Below are 22,261 nucleotides of genomic sequence, written 5' to 3'. Positions count from 1 at the left end.
ATGCTCGAGATGAACGACATCCAGGCGGGTTACGGCCGCACTCTCGTCCTGCACGGAGTGACGCTGCCGAGCGCCGACGTCGTCGCCGTGCTCGGTCACAACGGTGCGGGCAAGTCGACGCTGCTCAGGGTGGCCATCGGGCTGATCAAGCCGCGAAGCGGCCGCGTGCTTTTCAACGGCGAAGACATCACACAGCTCTCGCCCAATAAGCGCGTCGCTCGTGGCCTTGCGTACGTGCCCCAGGGGCAACAGGCCTTTGCACAGCTCACCACGATGGAGAATCTGCAGCTCGTGGCCGATGGTCGCAAGGGCGGCAAAGCGCTGATCGAGCAGCAGCTCACGCGCTTTCCCGCGCTCGAGAAGTTCGCCACCCGCAAGGCGGGCCTGCTCTCGGGCGGTCAGCGCCAGCAGCTCGCGATCGCGCGTGCGCTCATCACCGAGCCGAAGATGCTGATCCTCGACGAGCCCACCGAGGGCATCCAGCCGACGATCGTGGCTGAAATCGAACACACCATCATGCAACTCGCCAGCGAGGGCCTGTCTGTCCTTCTTGTCGAGCAGCACATCGGTTTCGCGCTCGAGGCCGCCGACAAGTATCTGGTGCTCGCGAGCGGTTTCGCGTCGAGCACGGGCGAGGGCGGAGCATCTGCCGCCCAGGGCGTGCGCGCGGCCATGGCCATCTAGCGTCGGAGACGGATGCGGCGGCCCAGCACCTTGGTCGTTGAGCGAGCCGCAGGCGAGACGAAACGCCCCGCCTATGGGCGATCGGGAGCGCCGCAATGCGGTTGTAACACGGTGCGGCCACAATGGGCGCACGCGTGCGGCGCAGGGAGTTTCGACGATGACCAGGGCAGACAACGCACGGGCGGCGGCCGAGGACAGCCTCGAAGACTACGCCTTCCGTTATGTGCCGCGCTCGTTCCGCCGTTGGAGCGCGAGCGCCGTCGGCATCACGGCGCTCGGGTCCATCGCCTTTCTCGCGGACTTCTCGATCGGCGCCAGCATCGGCATCGAGCACGGCACCAACAACGCCGTGCTCGGCATCCTGCTCGCGTCGGTCACGATCTTCATCGTCGGGCTTCCGATCGCGTATTACGCCGCCCGCTACAACCTCGACCTCGACCTGATCGCCCGCGGGTCGGGGTTCGGCTACTACGGATCGTCGATCACCACCGTGATCTTCGCCGTCTTCACGTGCATCTTCTTCGCGCTCGAGGGCGCGATCATGGCGCAGGGGCTGCTGGTGGCCACGGGTATCCCGCTCCCGATCGGGTACCTCATCTCGACCGTCGTCGTCATCCCCATCGTCATCTATGGGATGCGAGCGCTCGAACGCCTGCAGTTCTGGACGACACCGCTCTGGCTGGCCCTGGCGCTTCTCCCGCTGCTCTGGGTACTGGTGTCGGATCCCGATGCCGTGCGCGCGTTCGTGTCGTTCACCGGCAACTCCGATGGAGACATCCATTTCGGCGCCATCGTTTCGAGCGCCGCCGTCTGCTTCGCCCTCACCCCGCAGCTGGCCGAGCAGATCGATGTCATCCGGTGGATGCCCCCGCGCACGCGCGCCAACAGCCGCACGTGGTGGACGTCACTGTTATTCGCGGGGCCGGGCTGGGTGCTCTTCAGCGGCATCAAGCAGGTGGTCGGAGTGTTCCTCGCGGTGTACCTGTTCACGCGCATCGACCCCGACCTCGGCAACCTCGCCACCGAGCCCGTCCGGCAGTTCGTCGGCCTCTACTCCTCGATCATGCCCGAGTGGCTCGCCATCGGCCTGGCCCTGATCCTGGTCGTGATCGCACAAGTCAAGATCAACGTCACGAACGCCTACTCGGGCTCGCTCGCCTGGTCGAACGTCTACACCCGCCTCACGAAGACGTATCCGGGGCGCTCGGTATTCATGTTCTTCAATCTGGCGATCGCGCTGGCGCTGATGTGGATGGATGTCTTCAGCCTCATCTCCTTCGTCCTGAGCCTCTACGCGAACGTCGTCATGGCCTGGCTCGTGACGATCGCCGCCGACATCGTGATCAACAAACACCTGCTCCGTATCTCACCGCGCTACCCGGAGTTTCGTCGCGGGATGCTGCACGACTGGAACCCGGTCGGACTCGTCTCGGTGGGACTCGCATCCCTGCTGTCGTTGTCGGCGTTCGCGGGCATCTTTGGCGCAGACATCCGACCGTATTCAGTCCTGATCGCGATCGGGGTCGCTCTCATCACGACACCGGCGATGGCGATCGCGACGCGCGGTCGGTTCTACCTCCGCAGACAGAGCGACGGCATCGCGTCGCCGATGGTCGACGCCGACGGCAACCCCTCGGGTGAACGACTTCGCTGCCACGTCACGGGCTATACGTTCGAACGCCCGGATATGCTGGTCTCGGCGGAACGCGGCCCCCACGGCGAGACACAATACGTCTCTTCGCTGGCGCTCACGTTGGACGACTCGGACAGGTATGTCCTTCCACCAGAACCGCCACCAGCGAGATCAAGAAAAGCACCGCGCAGCGCTCCCTCAGAGACCGCCGCAACGGGTTCGGCGGCGAATCGAGACGCCGAGAGGGAAAGAAGGCCGTGATGGCGGAGACGGTGGACACACCGACCGCGATCCTGGCGAGCGCCGCGGCGATGCTCCGCGAGCACCCGTTCGACGACATCTCGTACCGCTCGCTCGGCGACGCAGTGGGAGTTTCGGAGCGGACCGTCTACCGGCAGTTCCCGACCCGGTCGCACCTGCTTGAGAGCCTGGCAGCGTGGATAGAAGAGGACGAATTTCCTCTGCCTGCATTCGTCACGATCCCGCAGTTCCAGATGGCCGTGCGCGATCGCTTCGCCCAGTTCGATGCGTCACCGGCGTTCGCGTTCGTCTGCGCCCGGGCGGCGTCGATCTCGCCGACGGGCGAGTCGGAACCGACCTTCCTCACCCGCACTGTTGAGGCCGTGCTGCAAACGAGCCACCCGACCCTGAACACCCGCGACCTCAGACGCGCCGCGGCGACACTCCGGTACTTTTCGTCAGCGCAGTTCTGGGCGCGCATGCGGACCGGTTTCGATATGAGCGCGCACGATATCGCGGATGTCTTCGACCGCACCGCGGCCGTGACCCTCGAACGCCTGCCCCCGGGCAGCCGGGCGGTCGGCCTCACTGTCACGACCGACCCGAAGAGCTCCGCGTGAATGCCGCCGATGGTGACGAAGACACCACCTCGGCCGCGGATCTCAACCGCACACAGGAAGCCATCCTCGCCGCTTACGCCGAACTGATAGAAGAGCTCGGCACCGACGACGTCTCGTTTCGCCTCATCGCGCGTCGCGCGGGTGTTGGCGAGCGGACCGTGTTCCGCAACTACGCGACCCGCGTCGATTTGCTGCTCGCGACCGCCGCGTGGATCGAGCGGAGCATCTTCATCCGTAAAGATTCTCCGTCGGTCTTCGATACGCCCCTGTCGATCCGCGAGGCCATGGACGCGTACGACCGGCGCCCCGAGCTGGCACACGTCGTGGCCGAGACGACGATGCGGGGAGTGAACGGGACGGCCCCTACCCCTCGCCGGGAACGGCTCGAACAACTGCTCCGCGCCGAGGTTCCCTCGTTGGATGACACCGACCGCCGATCCATCGTCGCGGCGCTCTCGCACATCGATTCCGCGGCGACGTGGGTCACGCTCCGCCGCGAACTCGGGATGGACCGGCGCGGCATCGCGGATGCCGCCGCGTGGGCAGCGGAGGCCGTACTCGACCCGATCCGCGGTCGCGTCGGCTGACGTTCCACGCCGGCAGTTGCTCAGCGCGCGGCGACGGGAAAGTCCGGGTAGACACTCCAGCCCGCTTCGCGCTCCAACGCGGCGGCGAGCCCGAGCGCCGACAACCGCGCGTGGTCGAGCCCGAGCGGCGAACGCACATCGATCGCGAGGGGCGGCGGCTCGCCGAACTTCGGAATGTCGACCTCGGCCCACGCTCCCCCGTCGAGCTCGATGCGGGGCCGCGCGGAACCCGCGGCGAGCACCGGGCTGTCGGCGGACAACGAGATCACGCCCAGCGCGTCGATCTTGTTGAGCGCCACCTGCACCACGAGCGTCGCCACGGCGCCAAGCGTCGGGTCCACGGCCTCGGAGGGAGTCATCGAGACCGAGCGTATCCCGGCTCCCGCGATGCCGGGATCGATCGGAACAGATCGGATTCCCGCCGCATCGATCCTCGAGACCGTGTCGGCCGGCAGGACATCCCAGCCGGCTTGATCGACCCCGGTCGTCGCGACGACGAACGCTCCGGATGCCCCGCGCACAACGCGCAACGCGTTGTAGTCCGGTCCGTGCCCCGGCGGCAGGGCCCGGGGCGTGAAGCCGCGCTCCGCAAACGCAGCCGAGGGCGTGGCCGCGCGGCCCGCCGAGTGCACCACGTAGAGACCGGACGCGTCGAGCAGGAAGGCGTTCAGGCACGCGTCGGGGTACACGGCCCGCACCTCGTTCACGGCCGCGGCGATCGCCGCAAGACGCTCCGGCTCAGCCGGGCCTGCAGCGCGGAGGTGCCGCCGGACCACTCCGAAGTAGACCTCGCTATCGGTCGTGCCAACGAGCTCTGCAACATCGGCGGGCGCCAGCAGGTGCAGCGAAAGGTCACGAGGCGCGAGCAACCCGTTGTGCTGGAACGCGAGCCCATCTCGCACGAAGGGTTGTGTGTTCTCGGGCAGGGCGGGCGACCCCTTGCTTGCGAAACGCAGGTACAGCAGCCGCGCGGTGCTGGACTCGGCTCCGTCGAGATCCGACGGGACGAAGGGCTGGACTCCTCCCTCTCCCGCGAGGTCGCCGGACGGACCGATCCACGCGGACCCCCACCCGTCCGCGTGCAGCCGCGCCAGGTCGGCGAAGGACTCGAACAGCTCGTCACCCCAGGCCTCGCGCGGGGTGAGCGTGCGATCGGCGACGTGCGCCAGCATCCGGGACATCCTGCGATCCTCTTCTTCAGACGTGCGCGGGGTGCGCGGCGTGGTGGCAGCAGGCCGGTGGCCCCATCGCGCGCAGCTTCTCGAATGATGCGTGATCGACCTGACCGGATGCCTCGACGAACTCGGTCACGTCGATCCGCTGCCCGCCGAGCCAGGTGCCGTGCACGCGGATCTCAGCGATCCTCTCGGGCGCGACGGCGTAGGGGTCAGCCGAGAGCTCGACGAAGTCGGCGAGCTTGCCGGGCTCGATCGATCCGACGTCACCGTCCGTGCCGAGCGCGTATGCGGCGTTGATCGTCTGCGCGCAGAGCGCCTCCCACAACGTCGCGGCTTGATCCGCTCCGTGCACAGCCCCCGAGCTCGTGCGCCGCGTGACCGCGGTCTGCACGTTGAGCAGGGGCGTCGGCGGTGAGACGCTGCCGTCGTTGTGGAATGACGGATGCACGCCCGCGTCGAATGCGTCGCGGAAGCGCTGCCAGCCGGCGCCCGTCTCGGTCGAGAACAGCTCGCCGTCGAGCAGGTCGCCCCAGTAGTAGTACTGGAAGGGGCCCATCGACGCGACGACGCCGAGGCTCGCGGCCCGGCGGAACTGCGCACCGCGAGCCCCGCCGACGTGCTCGACGCGCCAGCGATGATCGGTGCCGAGCAGCTGGTGTTTGTCGAGCGCGCGGCCGAAGGCGTCGAGGACGATGTCGAGACCGATGTCGCCGTTGACGTGGAAGGCCATCTGCCAACCTTCGGGCGCGTGCTCGTCGAGCAGCGCGTCGAGGCGTTCGCGCGGGTAGTTCATCATCTTCTCGCCCGCGACGCCCGGGGCGATTCCGGCCGCTCGGGTCGATGGAGAGTCGAGGTACGGCTCCGACATCGCGACGTTGCCGACCCAGGGCGAACCATCCGCCCAGAGCTTGATTCCGCGCTTGTGCAGCATCGTCGCGGGCACGTCGGAAACAAAGGGTTCGCCACAGTCGGCCTCGGTGGACATGTGGTACAAAGCGACCCGCAGCGGCGAACTCGGCAGAGCCGCGAGAGCCTCGTACGCGGGCTTGAGGCTCGTCTGATACGTGTGCTCGGACGTCGAGGTGATGCCCGCGCGCGACATGTAGGCGTAGTACTCGACAGCGCCCTGCAACGGTTTGCCCGGCAGGGCGGCGAGCACCGGATGCGCCAGGGTCAGGCATGCCGGGACCTCGGTGGCCGAGCCATCCAGGCTGCCATCGGGGAGGCGCCCGTAGCGGCCTCCGGGCGGGTCTGTGGGCGGGTGGTCGATCCAGTCGAGGGCGCGCAGCACAGCGGAGGTCACGTAGGCCGTGTGTCCCGAGTTCCCGAAGACGAGCACGAGCCGGTCGCCGAAGATGGCATCGAGGGATGCCGCGGTCGGCGCTTCGTGGTTCTGCAGGAGCCCGTCGTATCCGAAGAACGACAGTGCGGTGCCCGCCGGCGTCCCGTCGATGGCCCGCTGAAAGATCTCGAGCACCGCGTCCCAGGTCGGCGCAACCCATGGCGCTATGTAGTACCCGGGCGGCATCGTGGCCATGCCGCTCAGCACCGGGTGCGAGTGGGAGTCGATGAAGCCGGGCATCAGGACGGCGGCGCCCGAGTCGCGGACCTCGGCATCGGGCAGGGCCGCCTCGCATTCGTCGAGCGAGCCGACCGCGACGATCCGTTCGCCCGAGACCGCGACGGCTTCGGCGCGCGGCTTCTTCGGATCCATGGTGAGGACCGAACCGGCCGTGAGTACGTAATCCGTCATCTCGACTCCTCCAGGGTGAGCCAACGAGCCTTTCGGACCGCCGCAGGATCATCATGGCTCACGGCGGACCCGGAGGACAGTTTGGTCCTCAGTTTCGCGACACGGTGAACGATCGGTGAACCGAAGCTTCCTATTCACCTTTGTCTATGGGTAAAGTAGGCCTTGCGCTGGCGGCTTTGCAGCCGGGAACGGTCGATTTGGGGTTGACCGAACGCACTGGGGTGGATGGATCCTTTTTTGTGATCCGAAAAGTTGTGGGGACAACATGGTAATTGGGGACGTACTTCTGTACGCGCGGGCAACCGCGGATCTGGGATGACCGCCGTCGATGACGCTCGGGTTCGTGCGTCGGCGAAAACGCCACTCTCGGCGTACGCGCCAATCGCCGCAGTTCGACCGCGAGAGGTGCTACGGAGCGCGCCGGGGGAGGCACGCGAACGCACGTCGGCATACTCATCACACGATGCTGCACCTCAAACGGTCGTCGCACCACGAGTGCAGCCGAGTCTCGAAAACCGGCAACTCTGGGAACGCCGGTATGCCAGGCGAATTCGCTGGACCGACAGCGCGATCGTCATTGCCGCTGTAACGCTCACCGCTGTGGGACAGCTCACGGTGCTGCATCCGGGGCTGCTGGGCGAGGATCCGTGGATCCTGACCAGAGTCCCCGTCGTGGCAGGACTCCTTTGGCTGGTGATGCTCGCCGGCTTCCTCACGCGGTCTCCGCAGATCATCGGCGCAGGGACGACGGAGTATAAGCGGGTCGCACATGCCTCGGGGCTGGCATTCGGGATGCTGGCCATTGCTTTCATCATCTTCCAGTGGGATGGTCTGCGCTGGCAACTCATCGTCGCTTTGCCGACGGGACTTTTCGCACTTCTCGTCGGCCGGTGGAGTTGGCGCAAGTGGCTGCTCCGTCAGCGCGCTTTCGGTCACTTCGCCTCGCGCACGCTCGTCGTCGGGAGCGCAGCGGATGTTGAGTACGTGGTGTCACGACTGCAACGTCATGGCAGCCGGGGCTACATCATCGTGGGGACGACTCTCGTGGAGAGCGATCATGAGGACACCATTGTCGTGGATGGGCTGACCTATCGCGTAAGCGGCACCGTGAATACCGTTGCTCAGGTCGCTCGCGAGCTCAGCGCCGACTCGATCATCATCGCGAGTACACCGACTGATGACCCGGACTTCGTCCGGCGCCTCAGCTGGCAGCTCGAAGGTGCTGCATCCGAGCTGATTCTCTCCAGCCGTCTCGTCGATGTTGCGGGTCCCCGCATCTCATTGCGGCCGATAGACGGCCTCCCTCTGATCTCAGTGCGCATCCCCACTTTCAGCGGCGGGCAGCACCTGATCAAGCGCGCATTCGACATTGTGCTGTCCAGCATGGCGATGGTGACGATCAGCGTGATTGCGCCGCTCATCGCGATTGCGATCAAGCTGGACTCACGTGGCCCAGTGTTCTTCCGTCAGTCTCGTGTAGGACGAGACGGACGCGAGTTCCACATGGTCAAGTTTCGGTCAATGTGCACGGATGCCGAGCGGCAGCGGGAGTCTCTGGTCGCCTCGAACGAGGGCGCCGGTCCTCTGTTCAAGATGAAGAGCGATCCGCGCGCGACCCGTATCGGACGCGTTCTGCGAAAGTTCTCACTGGATGAACTCCCGCAATTCTGGAACGTCTTCGTGGGTGACATGAGCATCGTCGGGCCTCGACCGCCCTTGCCGAGCGAGGTGACCGCATACGACGGAACTGTCTACCGTCGCTTGTACATCAACCCGGGCATCACCGGACTCTGGCAGATCAGCGGGCGCAGTGACCTCTCGTGGGAGGAGAGCGTGCAACTTGACCTGCGATACGTCGAGAACTGGTCATTGACCGATGATCTGCGCATCATGTGGCGAACTGCGAAGGTCATGATCAGTCCGAGCGGCGCCTACTGATTCTCTCGCCCCACCATCTACGGGACTCAGTCGAGGGCGGGCGTCAGGCGTGAGACTCAGGGGGCCCGTCTCGACACAGATAATCGGGGATCATCAAGGTCCACCACCATGGGAAGCTACTGGGAGACCGCGGAGATGGGTAGGACGCATGGGTACGTTGAATACCGTCCAGGCGGTGGTCCCGACGAAGGGGAATCCCTGGCTGTGAACGCCGAGTCCGCCCGAGACGACGCCGCGGGCACGCGTCGCGTTGCACGGGGCGGCCTCGCAAACCTCGTCGGCGCGGGCTATGCGGGCCTCGCTTCCTTCGCCATCACGGTGCTCGTTACCCGCATCTCCTCCATCGCAGACGCCGGTGTCTACTTTTCCGCGGTGTCCGTTCTGCTCATAGCTGTCGCCCTCTGCCAACTGGGCACCCCTGTCGGCTACGTCTACTTCCTGGCCCGCTACCGCGCTTTGGGTGAAGTCGGCGGTCTTCGAAAGATTCTGATCGCGGGTGCCATACCTGTCGCCGCCCTCGGAATCGTGCTCAGCGTGGTCGCTCTCGTCTTCCATGCGCCGTTCGGAACGCTATTGTTCGGATCCAACATCGTTGGTCGCGGCACAATCGTCGCAGTTCTGGCCTCCTGCCTTCTCATCGCCATCGCCGCGGATAGTGTTCTCGGTGCAACGCGGGGCATGGGGGTCATGCGACCGACTGTCGTCGCCGACAAGTTCGTGAGTCCCACTATCCAATTGCTGGCGCTCGTGCTGCTCGCGCTGGCCGGATGGACCGGCGGAGACGAACTGATCTGGACGAGAATTGTCGGATTTGTGGCCGTCGTCGTCATTGGCGTGCCCTGGCTCGCGAAACTCCTCCGCAAATACCCCCGGGAGACGCGCTCGAAGCGCAAGGCTTGGATCCCGAATCGGGCGATCATGGCTGAGTTCTGGCGGTTCACCGCGCCGCGCGCCGTCGGCCAGATCGCGCAGACCGGGATTCAGCGGGTCGACATCATCTTGGTCGCGTTGTGGGCGGGCCCGGCAGAGGCCGCCGTTTATGCGGCAGCGACTCGTTTTCTTGTCTTCGGACAACTGGCGGGCCACGCCATCGGCATGGCGGTGCAACCCCGTTTCAGCACTCTTGCGGCGCGCAACGACTTCAGCGCACTTCAGCGCCTCTACCGAACGTCCACCGCGTGGATAATCCTCGCCACCTGGCCGTTCTACCTCACCTTTTTCATCCACGCCGATCTCCTGATGCTCGTTTTCGGCGACCAGTACGAGGGGGGAGCGGTAGTGCTGCAGATCCTGGCCGCAGCCATGCTCGTAGCCACCGGGTGCGGCGTCGTAGACGCAGTGCTGCTCATGGCAGGTCGCTCCGTCCTGACGATGATCAATTCTTGGGTAGCGCTGTCACTCAACATCGGGCTTAACATCTGGCTCATCCCCCAGATCGGAATCGTCGGCGCAGCGGTGGCATGGGTTGCCGCCATCCTCGCCACCAACGTCGTCCCGCTCGTCCAGGTTCGCGTGACTCTGGGCGTGCATCCGTTCGGACGCGTCACCCTCCTCGCGGCCGCCGTAGCCGCCTTCCTTTTCGGCGTTATTCCCGGTGTAGCTAAGCTCATCGACGGCAGCATCATCACTGGAGCCGTGTGCTTCGCGGCGGCTGCGCTGGTGTACGCGGCGTTGCTGTGGCGCTGGCGTCGCCGACTTGGCGTGACTGACCTGCTCGGCCGGGGAGCGCGCAAGAGCCTCCGCGACACGTCACGTTCCTCCCTCTAGTTTTCAGCACGCAAGGAGTGCCATGCGTCTCTCAGTAATCGGTTGTGGATACCTCGGGGCCGTCCATGCAGCAGCGATGGCGTCGACCGGCCACGATGTCATCGGGATTGATGTCGACACAGACAAGATCGCCGCACTCTCGAGGGGCGACGCGCCCTTCTTCGAACCCGGCCTCCAGCAGATCCTGGCCGAAGGGCTCGCGACGGGTCGCCTGCGATTCACAACGGACATCGCAAAGGTTCGCGGCGCCAAGGTCCACTTCATCGCGGTGGGCACACCACAACAGCGAGACAGCTACGCCGCAGACCTGACCTACGTGCACGCCGCTTTCGACGCACTTATCCCCAATCTCACCACTGGCGACATCGTCGCGGGCAAGTCGACCGTGCCGGTCGGCACCGCCGCTGACATGGGTAAGAAGGTCAAGGCCGCAGGCGCAACCCTCGTGTGGAACCCGGAGTTCCTTCGCGAAGGGTTCGCCGTTCGCGACACGGTGGACCCCGACCGCATCGTCGTCGGTGTTCCCCCGGAAGCCGAGGGAGAGTCCGCTGCCAACGTCCTGCGCGAGGTTTATCACCCGGCAGTCGAGAAGGGGACGCCGTTCCTCGTAACCGACCTGGCGACCGCCGAACTTGTCAAAGTCGCGGCGAACGCGTTCCTCGCGACAAAGATCAGCTTCATCAACGCGATGGCCGAGATAGCGGAAGTGGTCGGCGCTGACGTCACGCAACTGGCGGATGCGATCGGCCACGACGCGCGCATCGGCCGGCGATTCCTCGGAGCTGGAATCGGCTTCGGCGGCGGCTGCCTCCCTAAAGACATCCGTGCTTTCGCTGCACGCGCCGAGGAACTCGGACGCGGCGAGTCGGTGACATTCTTGCGGGCGGTCGACGAGATCAATCTGAGGCGTCGAGAACGGGCCGTGCAACTTGTGATCGAGTCGGTCGGTGGCTCCGTATTCAGAAAGAACGTGACAGTCCTCGGAGCCGCGTTTAAGCCCCATAGCGACGACATTCGCGACTCTCCCGCGCTGGATGTCGCGATTCGGTTGCACGGCCTTGGTGCGCACGTCACCGTCACCGATCCGGAGGCACTGGCCAACGCCCGAATCAAGCATCCGCAGCTCAACTACGTTGACGACCGCGACGACGCTCTGCGGGACGCGGACGTCGTCGTCGTCGTCACGGAATGGGATGAATATCGTCGCGAGCTGACGCCGGAACACGCGGCTTCTCTGACTGCCGGGACAATCATCGTCGATGGGCGCAATTGCCTCAACCCAGGCGAATGGCGCGCGGCGGGATGGACCTACTACGGTCTCGGACGTCCATAGCGCCCGACACCCAAAACCGACTCCAACGAAGGACAAGAATTGAGCAAGACGAGCAAACGGGTCGTTCTCTGGCTCTTCTACGGGGGACTCGCGCTATTGCTGCTGCTGGTTGTATCGGGCGCGCTCGACTTGCTAGCCCCATCGATCGCCCGTCGCGTGGCGTACAACAGCGAGGCCTACTTGTTCGCACTCATTCTCGGAGCGTGGATACAGTTTGGCCTTCCCCGCTTGCGACCGCAGCGTCTTCTTCGCTGGGCTCTGGCATTGGCTTCCGTGTGGGCATTGATCGGCGTGACTTTAGCTATCACCGACCTGCCCTCGCGCATCAAGACGCTCAACGAGCCGGCACTCGCCCTCGCCCTGTTGATCCCCTACGTCGCCCTCCACCGGTCGACACGTCGGTGGATGCTCGCAGCTGCGCCCGCACTGATCGCGCTGACGATCTGGGCGGTGATCTGGTCTCCGGATTCGTGGATCATCGATCAGGCAGAAACGATCGGCTTCGTGGTACTCGCCATGCTCACGTTCGATGTCTTTGACCGGCGTCTCTTGGACCCGGGAGCCCCGTCCCCTCGGGCCATCCGATGGGCATGGTACGTCTTCATGATTCTGGAACCCATCGTCGTCTCAGCCCTCGGCACAGACATCCGCTCCGAAGACGGCCCCTTTGGCCTGACGCTCACCTACCTCGGACGCATTCATGAGTCGTTCGTCGGTGTGCTCCTGGTCGCCTTGATACTGCACCTCGTCAACGACTACCGGCGTCGCCTGGCTCAGCCTTCGTAATTTGTCTCGCAGCGGCACGCCGCACACAGTCGAGAAGGTCATCCTCAGGGCGCGCGACAACCACCAGATCGCGGGACTCCAACACGGTTGCGAGTTCCATTTGGTGATTGTCGATGTGCTCGCCCAGCTCCTGCAGACGGGGGATCACCACCGGACATGATCCGGTGCGCAGCACCATAAGAATCGAACCGACGCCTGCATGAGTGATCACGATATCCGCGTCCCTCGCGCGCGACGCCAGCTCGTCGCCCGGCCACCATGCACGCGAATGCCCTGAGAGGTCCAGGGACTCAGCCGGTGTCGTCCCCGTTTGCCAGCTGACGGTAAGGCCCGCAGTGGCATCACGGGCCGACTCAAGCGCCCGGGAAAATGGGAACTGTTCGCTTCCGATGGTAACCAAAGCACTCTTCACGGGTGCCGGAGTCGACGGAAGCGCGCTGTAGCCGTCGAAGATGCTCCCGAAGTACGCCCAGCGCGGCCGTTCCCAGCGTCCCTGACAGAAGAGCTCGATGCCGGGCACTCTTTCGACGATTCGCCCGGTTACCGATGGCCCCAGCAAACGTGTGGCGCTCTCCACGTAGGTGACGGCGACCCCCGATGATCGTGCCGCGAGCATGTACGGGACGGCGAGAGCGCTTCCGGTCGAGACGACACGATCGGGACGATTCTCTCGCATGATCCGACGCGCCAGCCCAAACGTGCGGGCCGCTCGTAGACCCTGGCGGGAGCGCACCTGCGGAACCCACTCGACCCGCTCCCCCGCAAGAAGTGCCTCGGTCTGTGGGGTGCGCGCCGTAATCCAGAAGCGGTTGTCCCGCGAGGCAAACCGGTCTGCGATCTCGAAGGCCTGGTCGATGTGCCCGCCCGGCGAAGCGACCATCGCGACGAGCGCGCTCATACGCCCCGCCCCCACCTGTGCAGAGTTCCGAGTACAAGTTCGCTGGAGCGCGGCACCACCGCGACGCCGAGAGACACCCACGCTCGCCACTGCATTGGGTTGCCCCGGATAGATCGTCGCGCCCAACGCCATGCCTCGGGCCGATTGCCGGAACTGGCATAGGCGAAAGCTACTTGACCCCTGAGCCGTGAAGCTCCCGATCGGTGCCGTGCCATGTCGGGGTAGTTCTCAAACATCCAGATCGAACTGTCGATTTTGGTATCCCAACGCCGCGAAAAATACGATGCCTGTCCCCACTGAACTCTCACCAGAGGTTCGTCCAGGTGAACGACCGGATGAATAGCTGCACTTCTGAGCAGAATGTCCCAGTCCTCTTTCTGGCTTCCCGGTATCTCTTCGTTGATCAGCCCGAGGGATCCCTCCAGTGCCTCACGGCGGAAGAGGAAAGTGGATGAGTGGAGCATGGACATACGAGACCCCAGCAACATGTCACGGGTCACCTCGGTGGTGCCAGCCAATCGCACGGTCGAGCGATCCCCGTAGTCGACAACGATGGAAGTGGTGACAAGAGGCGTGGCGCCGTTCTGGTTCATCAGCTCGACCTGCCGGGAGAGCTTGTCGGGCAGCCACACGTCGTCGTCGTCACAGAATGCCACCAGCGCTCCGGAGCTCGCCATGATGCCCGTGTTTCGAGCACCCGAGAGCCCGGGCGTTCGTTCATTGCGCATCACCCGAACGGGGCGTTTGTCGTCGATGGCCAGAGATTCGTCCGGCTCTGCTCGGTCGTATACGACGACGATGTCGACAGGACCGGGGTAATCCTGGTCCCTGATCGCCGCGATAGCCCGCCGCAACTCGACCGGACGCTTGTGGGCTGGAATGACGACGCTGACTGTTGACATCATTTTCACTTTCCCTTTTTCAGATAGCCGTAGGCCAACAGCCCTGGGGCGGTGAGACCTGAGACCACTCGTCGGCTCGAGGCAGGCAACGCGCTACGCCACTTCTCGTCCGGGCGGATATCAACCCGGCCCTGCGTGAACCGCATCGGATTGCCGCTGCACGTGTGCGTCACAGGCAGATCCACCCACCGATCATCGAGGTGTCGGTTTTCTTCTCGTTCGAGTCCTGCGAACGCCAATGCAGACTGCACGGTTTCGACCGGCGCTGCCGCCCAATCTTCATAGCGCACCCGCTGGATGGGCACGTTTTTCATCCGCAGCATCTCGATGACCGCGTTGTGCTGCATCCACTTCAGAGCAAGCACCGGAGGACGATACTGGGTCATGAGACGGCCCTCGCTGTTCTGCGATTCGGGTCGCGCCACCTTCCGCGTCCACGAGTAGGCGACAGCACGGCTGTCCCGCACACAGTGCAACACGCGAAGGTCCAGCCCCTCAGCATGTGCCAGCACATACGGAAGCGATGCCTGCTTGCTCGAATCCACGATCACGCGACGGCCAGAGATCTGCGCCGCCGCCTTGTACAGCCGTGCGTAGTAGTCCGCATATTCCCGCACGTCGGCGTCCCAGGCCGCGCCACCCCAACCCAACGCCAGCTGGGGCGTACGCACCGTCCGATCGATCCGCCGCTTCAACCCGATGACCCGATCGGGATCGATCTGACTCCAGCCGCCGAACGCAAGCTCACCCACCGGACCCCAAAACGGACACTCGGTCAAGGGCACCCCACACCCGCAGGATTCGCGGTCCACGAGGCTCCGCTGCCAGAGATGAATCACCTCGCCGAGGGCGACCACGCGCGGGTCGGTTCCCAGGCTCAACTCGAACACCGTGGTTCCACTGCGTCCGATCCCGCCGAGGAACAGAACAGGAAGGTCTCCCCTTTGGCTCATCGCGCCCTCTCCTTGGAACTCTCCAGCCACCACGGCAGGGCGAGCGGCGGATTCCCGCACAGAACGAGACCAACAGGGTTCAGCCCCGCACTCTCGATCTCGTGAATCAGTCTCCGTAGGTCATCAGCACGCGAACGAGAGTCGACGACGACAATGGTTCGCGCCCCGGCATGGTCATCGAGCTCTAGCGAACGTTCCAGCCGTGCTGCAAGATCGCGTGCACGCGCACTTGCAGCGTCGGCGATCACGCCTGCGATCGGCGCATAAGCTTCGATGGTCTGGATCGTGGCCGTGCCATCGCCTGAGTATCCGGCGATGACGGGAACCCCGATCTCAGCGCGGCGGGAGGGGCGATCGCCGATCCTGAGAAATTTGCGGTCGTAGATCCAGATGAGTGCCAGTCCGACGAGTAAACCGAGGGCCATTCCGCTCGCCACTCGGACCGTCGTCGTGCTTTCCGCCTGAACAATGACGGCACCGGAGATCGCTCGCGCCTCCTCCGCTTCGTTCAGCTGCGCGAGGACGTCTGCGATTTCGTTCCGCTGCCTGGTGATCTCGCCGAGGGTGTCCCAGAGGTGACCGCGCTGGGCCTCTAGTGCAATGGGACGAGTCTCGCCATAGATGACGTCGAGTTGCTCCTGAAGGGATCTATAGCGCTCAGCGACATCCGCCGCCGCGTCCTCGAGAAGCGCCGCTCGCTCATCGAGAAACACACCCACTGCCGTCTCGGCGCCGAGCTGCGCTTGCGCCTGGGTGGTTGCCTCGTACGTTATGAGCAGAACGCGGGTGTTGGGTTCCGCGCTGATGCGTAGCCCGCGTTGCGCTTCATCGAACGGCACCCCGAGGGTGTCCGCGACCGCACCGACGACCCGAGATGACCCTGCCAGCACTGCTTCCGAATCGAGCGTAGATGTGCGTACGCCTGGCACCGGAACGAGCTCACTCGCGGGAACGAGCACCCGTTGCGTCGCGACGACCGGAACGCCCGCGACAAGGTTGTAGCCCATACCCGCCAAGCCGCCCAAGAGGACGCAGAGCAGCAGTACCGGACTCCGACGAATGAATGGCCGAATGCTCTCTTGCAGCGACGGCAACGGTCTGGGCGATTCCCTCGCCAGGATGCCGATCCCGATGAGCCCGATGTACAGAGGTATGCCGACGGCGTTGTAAAGCGGGAGCGTCACGAGCAGCAAAAGAAGCCCCGTGGCAGCTGCCATGGAGTAAGCCGACGTCGCTCGGACATGCCGCAGGAACTGGCTCGCAATGAAGCCCACGTAGAGTGCGGCTCCAATGAACCCGGCGCCGAATATGACGAGCCACAACTGGCCGTGGGTACCGAGTGGAGGCGGTTCGCAGGAGGGACAAGCGTCCGTGGCACCCCCCGCGATGGAGCTGAAGGTTCCCAAGACGTAGCGGGTGGTCCCGAACCCCAAGAGCGGTGACCCCTGGGCCGTAGTCTCGACCGCCGTACCCGCCAAATCGCCTCGAACATCGTCACTGCGGGGATTGGCGAGGCGTCCCAGCACCATATCTCCCAACGGAGAGAAGAGTATGAGGGCTGAAGCACCGACGGCAATGACACCCGCGACAGCAATAGCTTTCAGTCGGCCCTGGAGCGCGGCTTGCACGATTGCGAGCGCGACGCCCGCGAGGATGGCGATCCACACCCCGCGATTGAGGGACGCGATGATCGTGAAGGCCGCAACGGCGAGCACGAAAGACATCGCGATGCGCCACGCTCGTCCCCGCACCCACCATGCAGCGACGAAAAAGGGCATGCTGATTGCTGTGGCGAAACCCCATTCATTGGTGTAGATGAACGGGGCGCTCGGCCGGGCGGATGGCTCGCCGAGGAGATCCTGGATCTGCGCCGTCTGGACCCGCGTGAGTTCGTTGACGAATGGATTGCTGGCGATGCTGTCCGGAAGGACAGCCTGCAAAGCGGACGGAAAGTCGATGCCGGGGGCGACCAGCCCCAGCACCCCGCCGCCGACGAGCGCAACGAAAAACCAGGCCAGAGCCTGCATGATCTTGTCCGAGCTCAGGACACGACGCGTGTTCACCACATAGAGCACGGCGATCGTTGCCACAAGGTACCAACCGAACCGAAACCCGAAGCTGAGGTATCGGTTCGTATTCACTCCGGATACCGTTCCCGGCGCATCGACCTGCATAACGAGAAGACCAGTGAGAAGCCACAGAATCCATAGGAGCCAGATACCGAATCCGCGCGGCATCAGAATTCTGCGCTGCTTCAGGAGATACACGGCCATCGGAACGGCCATGGCGAAGAACATGAGCTGCCAGATACCGAGAAGCCACCAGATGGGCAAGCCAACGAGCGGCACCGTGAACGGCCACGCCGGGTTGAAAGCGGCACCGGTCCGCGGTGCCTTGAGCTGCGCGCGCATCCTGGCGCGCTAGCTCTCAGACTCGGAGGAAAGTGATCCCCAGGGAGGCCGGCGTCCAGTGAGCGATGTGAGCTGTTCGGCCTGCCCACGGTAAACCTCGGACAGCACCTCGCGAGTGGTTCCGGGCATGGGGCCGCTTGGCCGCGCATTGTGTTGATCGAACTGGATGTCCTTCGCGCGCGCAACCCCGAGGAAGTCCGTCAAACGCGCGAACTCCGCCTCGGGATCGCTGAAGAAGGTCTCGCTGTAGACAACATGGATGTTCTTCGCGGGGAAGAGTCGGTAGTACTCCTCGAGTTGGGAGGAGTAGTCCCCGCGGGCAGTGTAGGAGTGGTGCCGATAGTTGAAGCTCTGGTAGCGCGGGTCCGCGATCATGCGCTCCCGTTCACCCCGGGTGCGTTCCGCTTCTTCTGCGATCGCCCGCTCGAACGACCAGTCATCGAATCCCCGAGCCGACTCATGCTTCCAGGCCGAATATGCGCGTTCCACCGGGTCGCGCAGCATCGCGACGATCTTGATGCCGGGAAAGTCACGCGCGATCCTCTCCGGGGCGAGAGGATGGAACATGTAATAGCCGCTTGCTTCAAACGTTGCGACAGTGGTTCCTTCGGGGCGAGTCCGCCGAATTCCTCGCGCGAGGGGAAAGTGCCCCCGGTACCAACGGGTGCCCCGGTGATAGTTCATGTCGAAGTAGTTGACCCCTTTGTTCAGGGTCGGCCGCACGATATCCGGGTGCTGCTCAAACGCCCGGAAGATCGACGTCGTGCCGCATCGTTGACCTCCGATGACGAGGAAGTCCGGCGCCAGGCGCGAGTCTGCCGAGAGTGCCCCCCATCCGACGTAGGCGCTGCGCACAACGCTCCGGACAGGCGCCGGCAATGACGATTTCAGACCCAAGATCCACTCCCCCCGCGCACGATCGATCGTTCTGCGCTCATTGTTTCGTGTCCCTATCAACGACTTGCTCGAGCGCCGGTAGCAACCAGGCGCCGAGCGCGCCGGTGCGAGCACCTGCCTCGAACTGGCGATCCGATAGGTAGGCGGCACCGCGCTGCACTAGGTACGTCCCTAGCAGCACCCACGCGTAATCTCGCGGGACCTCGGGGAGGGCCTCGCGCAGCAGCAGATCCGGATCCGCGAGCGCCGCGGCCACGCCTTGAGGATGAGACCCGATCACGAAGTGCAACTCATCCCATCCTGCAGGCACGTCGGTCGCGAAGCGCTCCCAATCCCACACAACAAGCGCGGCATCATCGGCGCTCATGTTCCACCGCGACCAATCGCCGTGACCCGCGCCCAGTTCCATCTCGAGCGCGCCATAGCGGTCACGCAATCGATGTGCAGCGTGACTCAATCGCCGCGCCTCCGCCGAATCATCACTTTCCTCTAGTGCCGCATGGACACGCGTCCACCACGACGCATGTCCAAGCACGGTCGTGGTGGTCGGGAACGCGGACCGCAGTTCCCGGGTTCCCTGCAGGCGTTGGGTTCTCGCCGGCGTCCGCGTGGAGTCGTTCCCCACCGGCCTCATGATGAGATAGTCCAGCCCGTTCCACACCCCGACGTCGATGAGGGACGGGGTTACGAGCGGCGAAGGCTGGATCGACTCGAGCGCGCTCAGAGCAGCGGACTCATGGCGGATACGGGCGCAGGTGAGGTCGTTGATGCCCAGCTTGGCGAAAGCAATCGGCTGCCCGCGAACGTCCATCATCCGGAGCACGGGCTTACGGTTGGCGCGCGGCGGTCCCAGATGCACCGCTGCAACGATGTCGTCACGGTCAAGCACGCTGTGGAGGTGAGCGATAAACGTGCCCTCGCCTCCGAGCGTCACACCTCCGGGCGCAAACCGAACTACCCCCGCGCGCGCGAACGCGCCGACGACGGCAAGCGCCCACCTAGTGCGAGCCGAGTCGGGCACCGTGTACTCCCGCAGGCTCGCTGCCGCCGCTTTCCTTGATCTCCGAGGAACCAGCAGGCGCGGCTTCGACCGTGACGGAAATGACACGTGAGTGTGCTTCGTCCCCGCCTGCGAGACAAGCGCGAACGCTGAGCGCCCCAGCCCGAGGTCAACCGGCCGACTTGGCATGCACCCGACCGTCGTTCTGGTCGGCGTCAGCGTCGTCCGGTACCGCGTCCGCCTCGCCCGGTTCGAACTCGTCGTCGGGGTCGCTCTCAGCACCGACGAACTCGTCCGATTCGTCGTCGAAATCCTCTGAGTCCGACTCGAACTCGTCGGAATCCGAATCGGCAAGCTCGACGTCGTCCAACTCGGACTCGGCGACGCTGTCTAGCTCCTCATCGTCCAGTCCGGCATCGTCCAGTCCGATTTCATCCAACTCGGCGTCACGGTTCTCGCGCTCGAACTCGCCGTCGAGGGCCTCAACGCTATTGGTGCTAACAGCCACCTCGGACTGAGGCTGGGCCCCACTTACACCGACGGTAGCGGGCAGACCGGCACTCGCGCTCATTTCCGGGCGAGTGATATTGACGGCACCGATCGTTTTGACGCCCAAGCGTTCTAGTCGGTCGAGGGTCGCGCCCAGCAAAGTACGGGTGGTTGCGCCCGGGGCGAGTACCAGGAGCGCAGAGTCTGCCGCGAGCAGCGCTGCGTCGCCATCGGCGGATCCCGCCACGGCCGCGGCGATGATGACGTAGTCGAAATCTCGATGCAGTTCCTTGACCGTTGCCCGGAACGCTGTGGTCGCGGTGAGGTCATCGGAGCTGCCGACCCCATGTCCGGCCGTGAGGACGGAAATCCCTCTGTTGGTGACGAGAAGATCCTTCGCCGGTAGGCCGCTCAGAACCACCTCAGCCAGGCCTTCTCCCCCCCGTAGCCCGAGGAGCCCTTCGACAGATCGCTCCTGAGAATCCGTCGTGATGAGCAGCACACTGAATCGTGCCTCTGCAAGCACGAGCGCGAGATTGGTCGCGACCTGCGCGGAAAGATCGGTGTTGACTCCGGTGACGGCAAGGACATACGGGCGCGGTCCGTTCGCGATAAGCGCTGTCCGAAGTCGCCGATAGGACTCGTGAATTGCTGAGCCAGCGTCGACGGCAAGCTCTGTCCCACTCATGGGCCGGATTGCGGCCAACACAGGCACACCGAGTTCCGTCGCGTCATCCGACTCCCTCAGGAGGTCGCGACGCCACTCGCGCAAGAGCCCGATGCCCAGTCCTGCAATTGCGCCCAATACAAAGCCGACAGCCAGGTACAACCACGCTGGCAGTTGATTCGAGTCTTCGGGCAACGGAGCTGCGTTCACCACCGCGCCCGGATCGGTGCCGATCGACTCTTCCGTGCTTCGCGAGTTGCTCAACTGTGCGAGCCTGTCGGCCAGCAATTGCACCTGTTGCGATTCATACACTGACCCGCCGGATGCCGATTCTGCCCCGATCGCAGCTCTCAGGCTTGCGTCCGTCTCACCAATCTGCTCGTCTAGGCGCGCAATCCGTGATTCTTGGACGGCCCTTGAGCGCTCAGCGCGGAAACTCAGGTATCCGTCCGCAAACGCTTGGGCGCCCGCCATTGCCCGTTCTGGAGTCCCGGCAGTGAAGGAGATCTCAAGGATCTGAGTGTTCGACGGCACCGTGACCTCGAGGCTTTCGCCAGTGTCCGGAGTCAAACGTCCGAGCGCGTCGGACACGACGTCCGCCACGGCCGGAGTGCGAACAATTTGCGCTTCCGTCTCAAGCGCAACGGTCATCTGCACGACGCCCGCCGAGGAAGCTTCCGCTGTCAGGGGATTGCCGGGCCCGGGGCTAAGGAGCACGGCGGACGTCGACGTGTACGTCGACGGCATGGTGACGACATAAAGCGACGCAAGTCCGAGCGCGATCGCGATTGATGCCAGTATCACCTTGCGCTGATGCCGAACAAGACTGCCGATAGACGGAAGTCGCCGCGCGTTTTCCGATTGATCCACTGAACCCCCCCAGAGGTCATACGAAGCACGAGCCTACTGCATCCGCAGCGTAGCCACCGACCGAACCGATGGGCCCCTGGCCCGCAGCGATGCTGCCGGCGTTACGGCTCGCAGGTCACCGCGTCGCGCGACGGAAGCTCTTCCACGAGATCTTCTGCGTCCGCCATGGCTGCGCGAGCAGCGGATGCATCTCCGTTATCGAGACCCAAGATGGCAGCGTCCCACTTGTCGAAGATCGCCTGGGCGAGATCGATCGACGCACCCGAATCGGGATACTGCCGCTTGAGCGACTCGGTTTCGCCGAGCAGATCCGACAGGCCGACCAGGTTCGTCCTCAGGTTGTCGTCCGCGACAGCGACCCCGGCTTCGACGCTACGCAGTCCCTCGAAGTACTCCTGGTTCAGGTTGCACAGAATCCCGACGACGGTCGGAGGAGCCGCAGGCTCGTCCTCGTACTCGTACTCGGGCATGTTGTTGCCCGAGTCGACTGAATAGTCCGTGTCGTCGGCGGGAACATCATTCGGGTCCGTCGAGGTCGTCGGCGGAGGCTGCGTCGCGACAGCTTGCGGCGCCTCGGCGGCCGTGCAACCTGTGAGCGCGACCGCTGCAACCAGAGCGATGGCCACGGCCACCGCCTGCACTCGGCGTCGGATGA

General features: G+C 64.6%; 18 protein-coding genes. 8 read left to right on the top strand and 10 right to left on the bottom strand.

Translation table 11 applies throughout. From position 1 onward, the window contains the following. From ACT9TC_RS09740 to ACT9TC_RS09725, 4 genes are all read left to right on the top strand, one after another. Window positions 1-684 carry an ATP-binding cassette domain-containing protein gene (locus ACT9TC_RS09740; protein ID WP_458040327.1) on the top strand — a complete coding sequence of 228 codons (684 nt, stop codon included), beginning with the start codon at window positions 1-3 and terminating at the stop codon, window positions 682-684. 157 nt (window positions 685-841) lie between these two features. Further along, a complete protein-coding gene (locus ACT9TC_RS09735; protein WP_458040326.1) occupies window positions 842-2,578 on the top strand; it encodes a purine-cytosine permease family protein in 1,737 nt (578 codons plus the stop codon). Next, the gene (locus ACT9TC_RS09730; RefSeq protein WP_458040325.1) at window positions 2,578-3,177 is read left to right on the top strand and encodes a TetR/AcrR family transcriptional regulator; all 600 of its coding nucleotides are present in this window, start codon (window positions 2,578-2,580) and stop codon (window positions 3,175-3,177) included. Before ACT9TC_RS09735 ends, ACT9TC_RS09730 begins: the two co-directional genes overlap by 1 nt. Beyond that, window positions 3,174-3,764: a TetR/AcrR family transcriptional regulator gene (locus ACT9TC_RS09725; RefSeq protein ID WP_458040324.1), complete on the top strand. Its 591-nt coding sequence runs from the start codon at window positions 3,174-3,176 to the stop codon at window positions 3,762-3,764. Before ACT9TC_RS09730 ends, ACT9TC_RS09725 begins: the two co-directional genes overlap by 4 nt. A 20-nt stretch (window positions 3,765-3,784) precedes the next feature. On the opposite strand, the gene ACT9TC_RS09720 is transcribed toward ACT9TC_RS09725, so the two are convergent. Next, window positions 3,785-4,945 carry a class II glutamine amidotransferase gene (locus tag ACT9TC_RS09720; protein ID WP_458040323.1) on the bottom strand — a complete coding sequence of 387 codons (1,161 nt, stop codon included), beginning with the start codon at window positions 4,943-4,945 and terminating at the stop codon, window positions 3,785-3,787. Between the two features lie 16 nt (window positions 4,946-4,961). Next, a complete protein-coding gene (locus ACT9TC_RS09715; protein ID WP_458040322.1) occupies window positions 4,962-6,695 on the bottom strand; it encodes an amidohydrolase in 1,734 nt (577 codons plus the stop codon). 315 nt (window positions 6,696-7,010) lie between these two features. On the opposite strand from ACT9TC_RS09715, the gene ACT9TC_RS09710 reads away from it, so the two are divergent. The 4 genes from ACT9TC_RS09710 (at window position 7,011) to ACT9TC_RS09695 (ending at window position 12,519) form a co-directional block, all read left to right on the top strand. Next, window positions 7,011-8,633, top strand: a complete 1,623-nt coding sequence (locus ACT9TC_RS09710; RefSeq protein ID WP_458040321.1) for a sugar transferase — start codon at window positions 7,011-7,013, stop codon at window positions 8,631-8,633. A 204-nt stretch (window positions 8,634-8,837) separates the two neighbouring features. Further along, complete coding sequence (locus ACT9TC_RS09705; RefSeq protein ID WP_458040320.1) at window positions 8,838-10,400, top strand: lipopolysaccharide biosynthesis protein; 1,563 nt, start codon at window positions 8,838-8,840, stop codon at window positions 10,398-10,400. 22 nt (window positions 10,401-10,422) lie between these two features. Next, on the top strand, window positions 10,423-11,733 hold the full coding sequence (locus tag ACT9TC_RS09700) for a UDP-glucose dehydrogenase family protein (protein ID WP_458040319.1): 1,311 nt from the start codon (window positions 10,423-10,425) through the stop codon (window positions 11,731-11,733). A gap of 39 nt (window positions 11,734-11,772) precedes the next feature. Beyond that, window positions 11,773-12,519: a hypothetical protein gene (locus ACT9TC_RS09695; RefSeq protein ID WP_458040318.1), complete on the top strand. Its 747-nt coding sequence runs from the start codon at window positions 11,773-11,775 to the stop codon at window positions 12,517-12,519. Here the strand turns inward: ACT9TC_RS09695 and ACT9TC_RS09690 are convergent. The 8 genes from ACT9TC_RS09690 to ACT9TC_RS09655 form a co-directional block, all read right to left on the bottom strand. Further along, window positions 12,482-13,417, bottom strand: coding sequence for a glycosyltransferase (locus ACT9TC_RS09690; RefSeq protein WP_458040317.1), 936 nt, complete (start codon window positions 13,415-13,417; stop codon window positions 12,482-12,484). The two genes, ACT9TC_RS09695 and ACT9TC_RS09690, sit on opposite strands and share 38 nt — an antisense overlap. Then, window positions 13,414-14,319 carry a glycosyltransferase family 2 protein gene (locus ACT9TC_RS09685; RefSeq protein WP_458040316.1) on the bottom strand — a complete coding sequence of 302 codons (906 nt, stop codon included), beginning with the start codon at window positions 14,317-14,319 and terminating at the stop codon, window positions 13,414-13,416. The genes ACT9TC_RS09690 and ACT9TC_RS09685 overlap by 4 nt, the downstream gene beginning before the upstream one ends. Window positions 14,320-14,324: 5 nt before the next feature. Beyond that, entirely contained in the window at window positions 14,325-15,176 is an 852-nt protein-coding gene (locus ACT9TC_RS09680) for a hypothetical protein (protein ID WP_458040315.1), read from the bottom strand. 92 nt (window positions 15,177-15,268) lie between these two features. Further along, window positions 15,269-17,683, bottom strand: a complete 2,415-nt coding sequence (locus tag ACT9TC_RS09675; protein WP_458040314.1) for a hypothetical protein — start codon at window positions 17,681-17,683, stop codon at window positions 15,269-15,271. A 9-nt stretch (window positions 17,684-17,692) separates the two neighbouring features. Next, on the bottom strand, window positions 17,693-18,538 hold the full coding sequence (locus tag ACT9TC_RS09670; RefSeq protein WP_458040313.1) for a sulfotransferase domain-containing protein: 846 nt from the start codon (window positions 18,536-18,538) through the stop codon (window positions 17,693-17,695). Window positions 18,539-18,617: 79 nt separating this feature from the next. Then, complete coding sequence (locus tag ACT9TC_RS09665; protein ID WP_458040312.1) at window positions 18,618-19,469, bottom strand: hypothetical protein; 852 nt, start codon at window positions 19,467-19,469, stop codon at window positions 18,618-18,620. 280 nt (window positions 19,470-19,749) lie between these two features. After that, window positions 19,750-21,606: a Wzz/FepE/Etk N-terminal domain-containing protein gene (locus tag ACT9TC_RS09660; protein ID WP_458040311.1), complete on the bottom strand. Its 1,857-nt coding sequence runs from the start codon at window positions 21,604-21,606 to the stop codon at window positions 19,750-19,752. A 101-nt stretch (window positions 21,607-21,707) separates the two neighbouring features. After that, the gene (locus ACT9TC_RS09655) at window positions 21,708-22,232 is read right to left on the bottom strand and encodes a hypothetical protein (RefSeq protein WP_458040310.1); all 525 of its coding nucleotides are present in this window, start codon (window positions 22,230-22,232) and stop codon (window positions 21,708-21,710) included. Window positions 22,233-22,261 lie beyond the last annotated feature (29 nt).

The sequence above is a fragment of the Microbacterium sp. HM-570 genome, from assembly GCF_054165885.1.
This window is presented reverse-complemented; position numbering and strand designations above follow the sequence as displayed.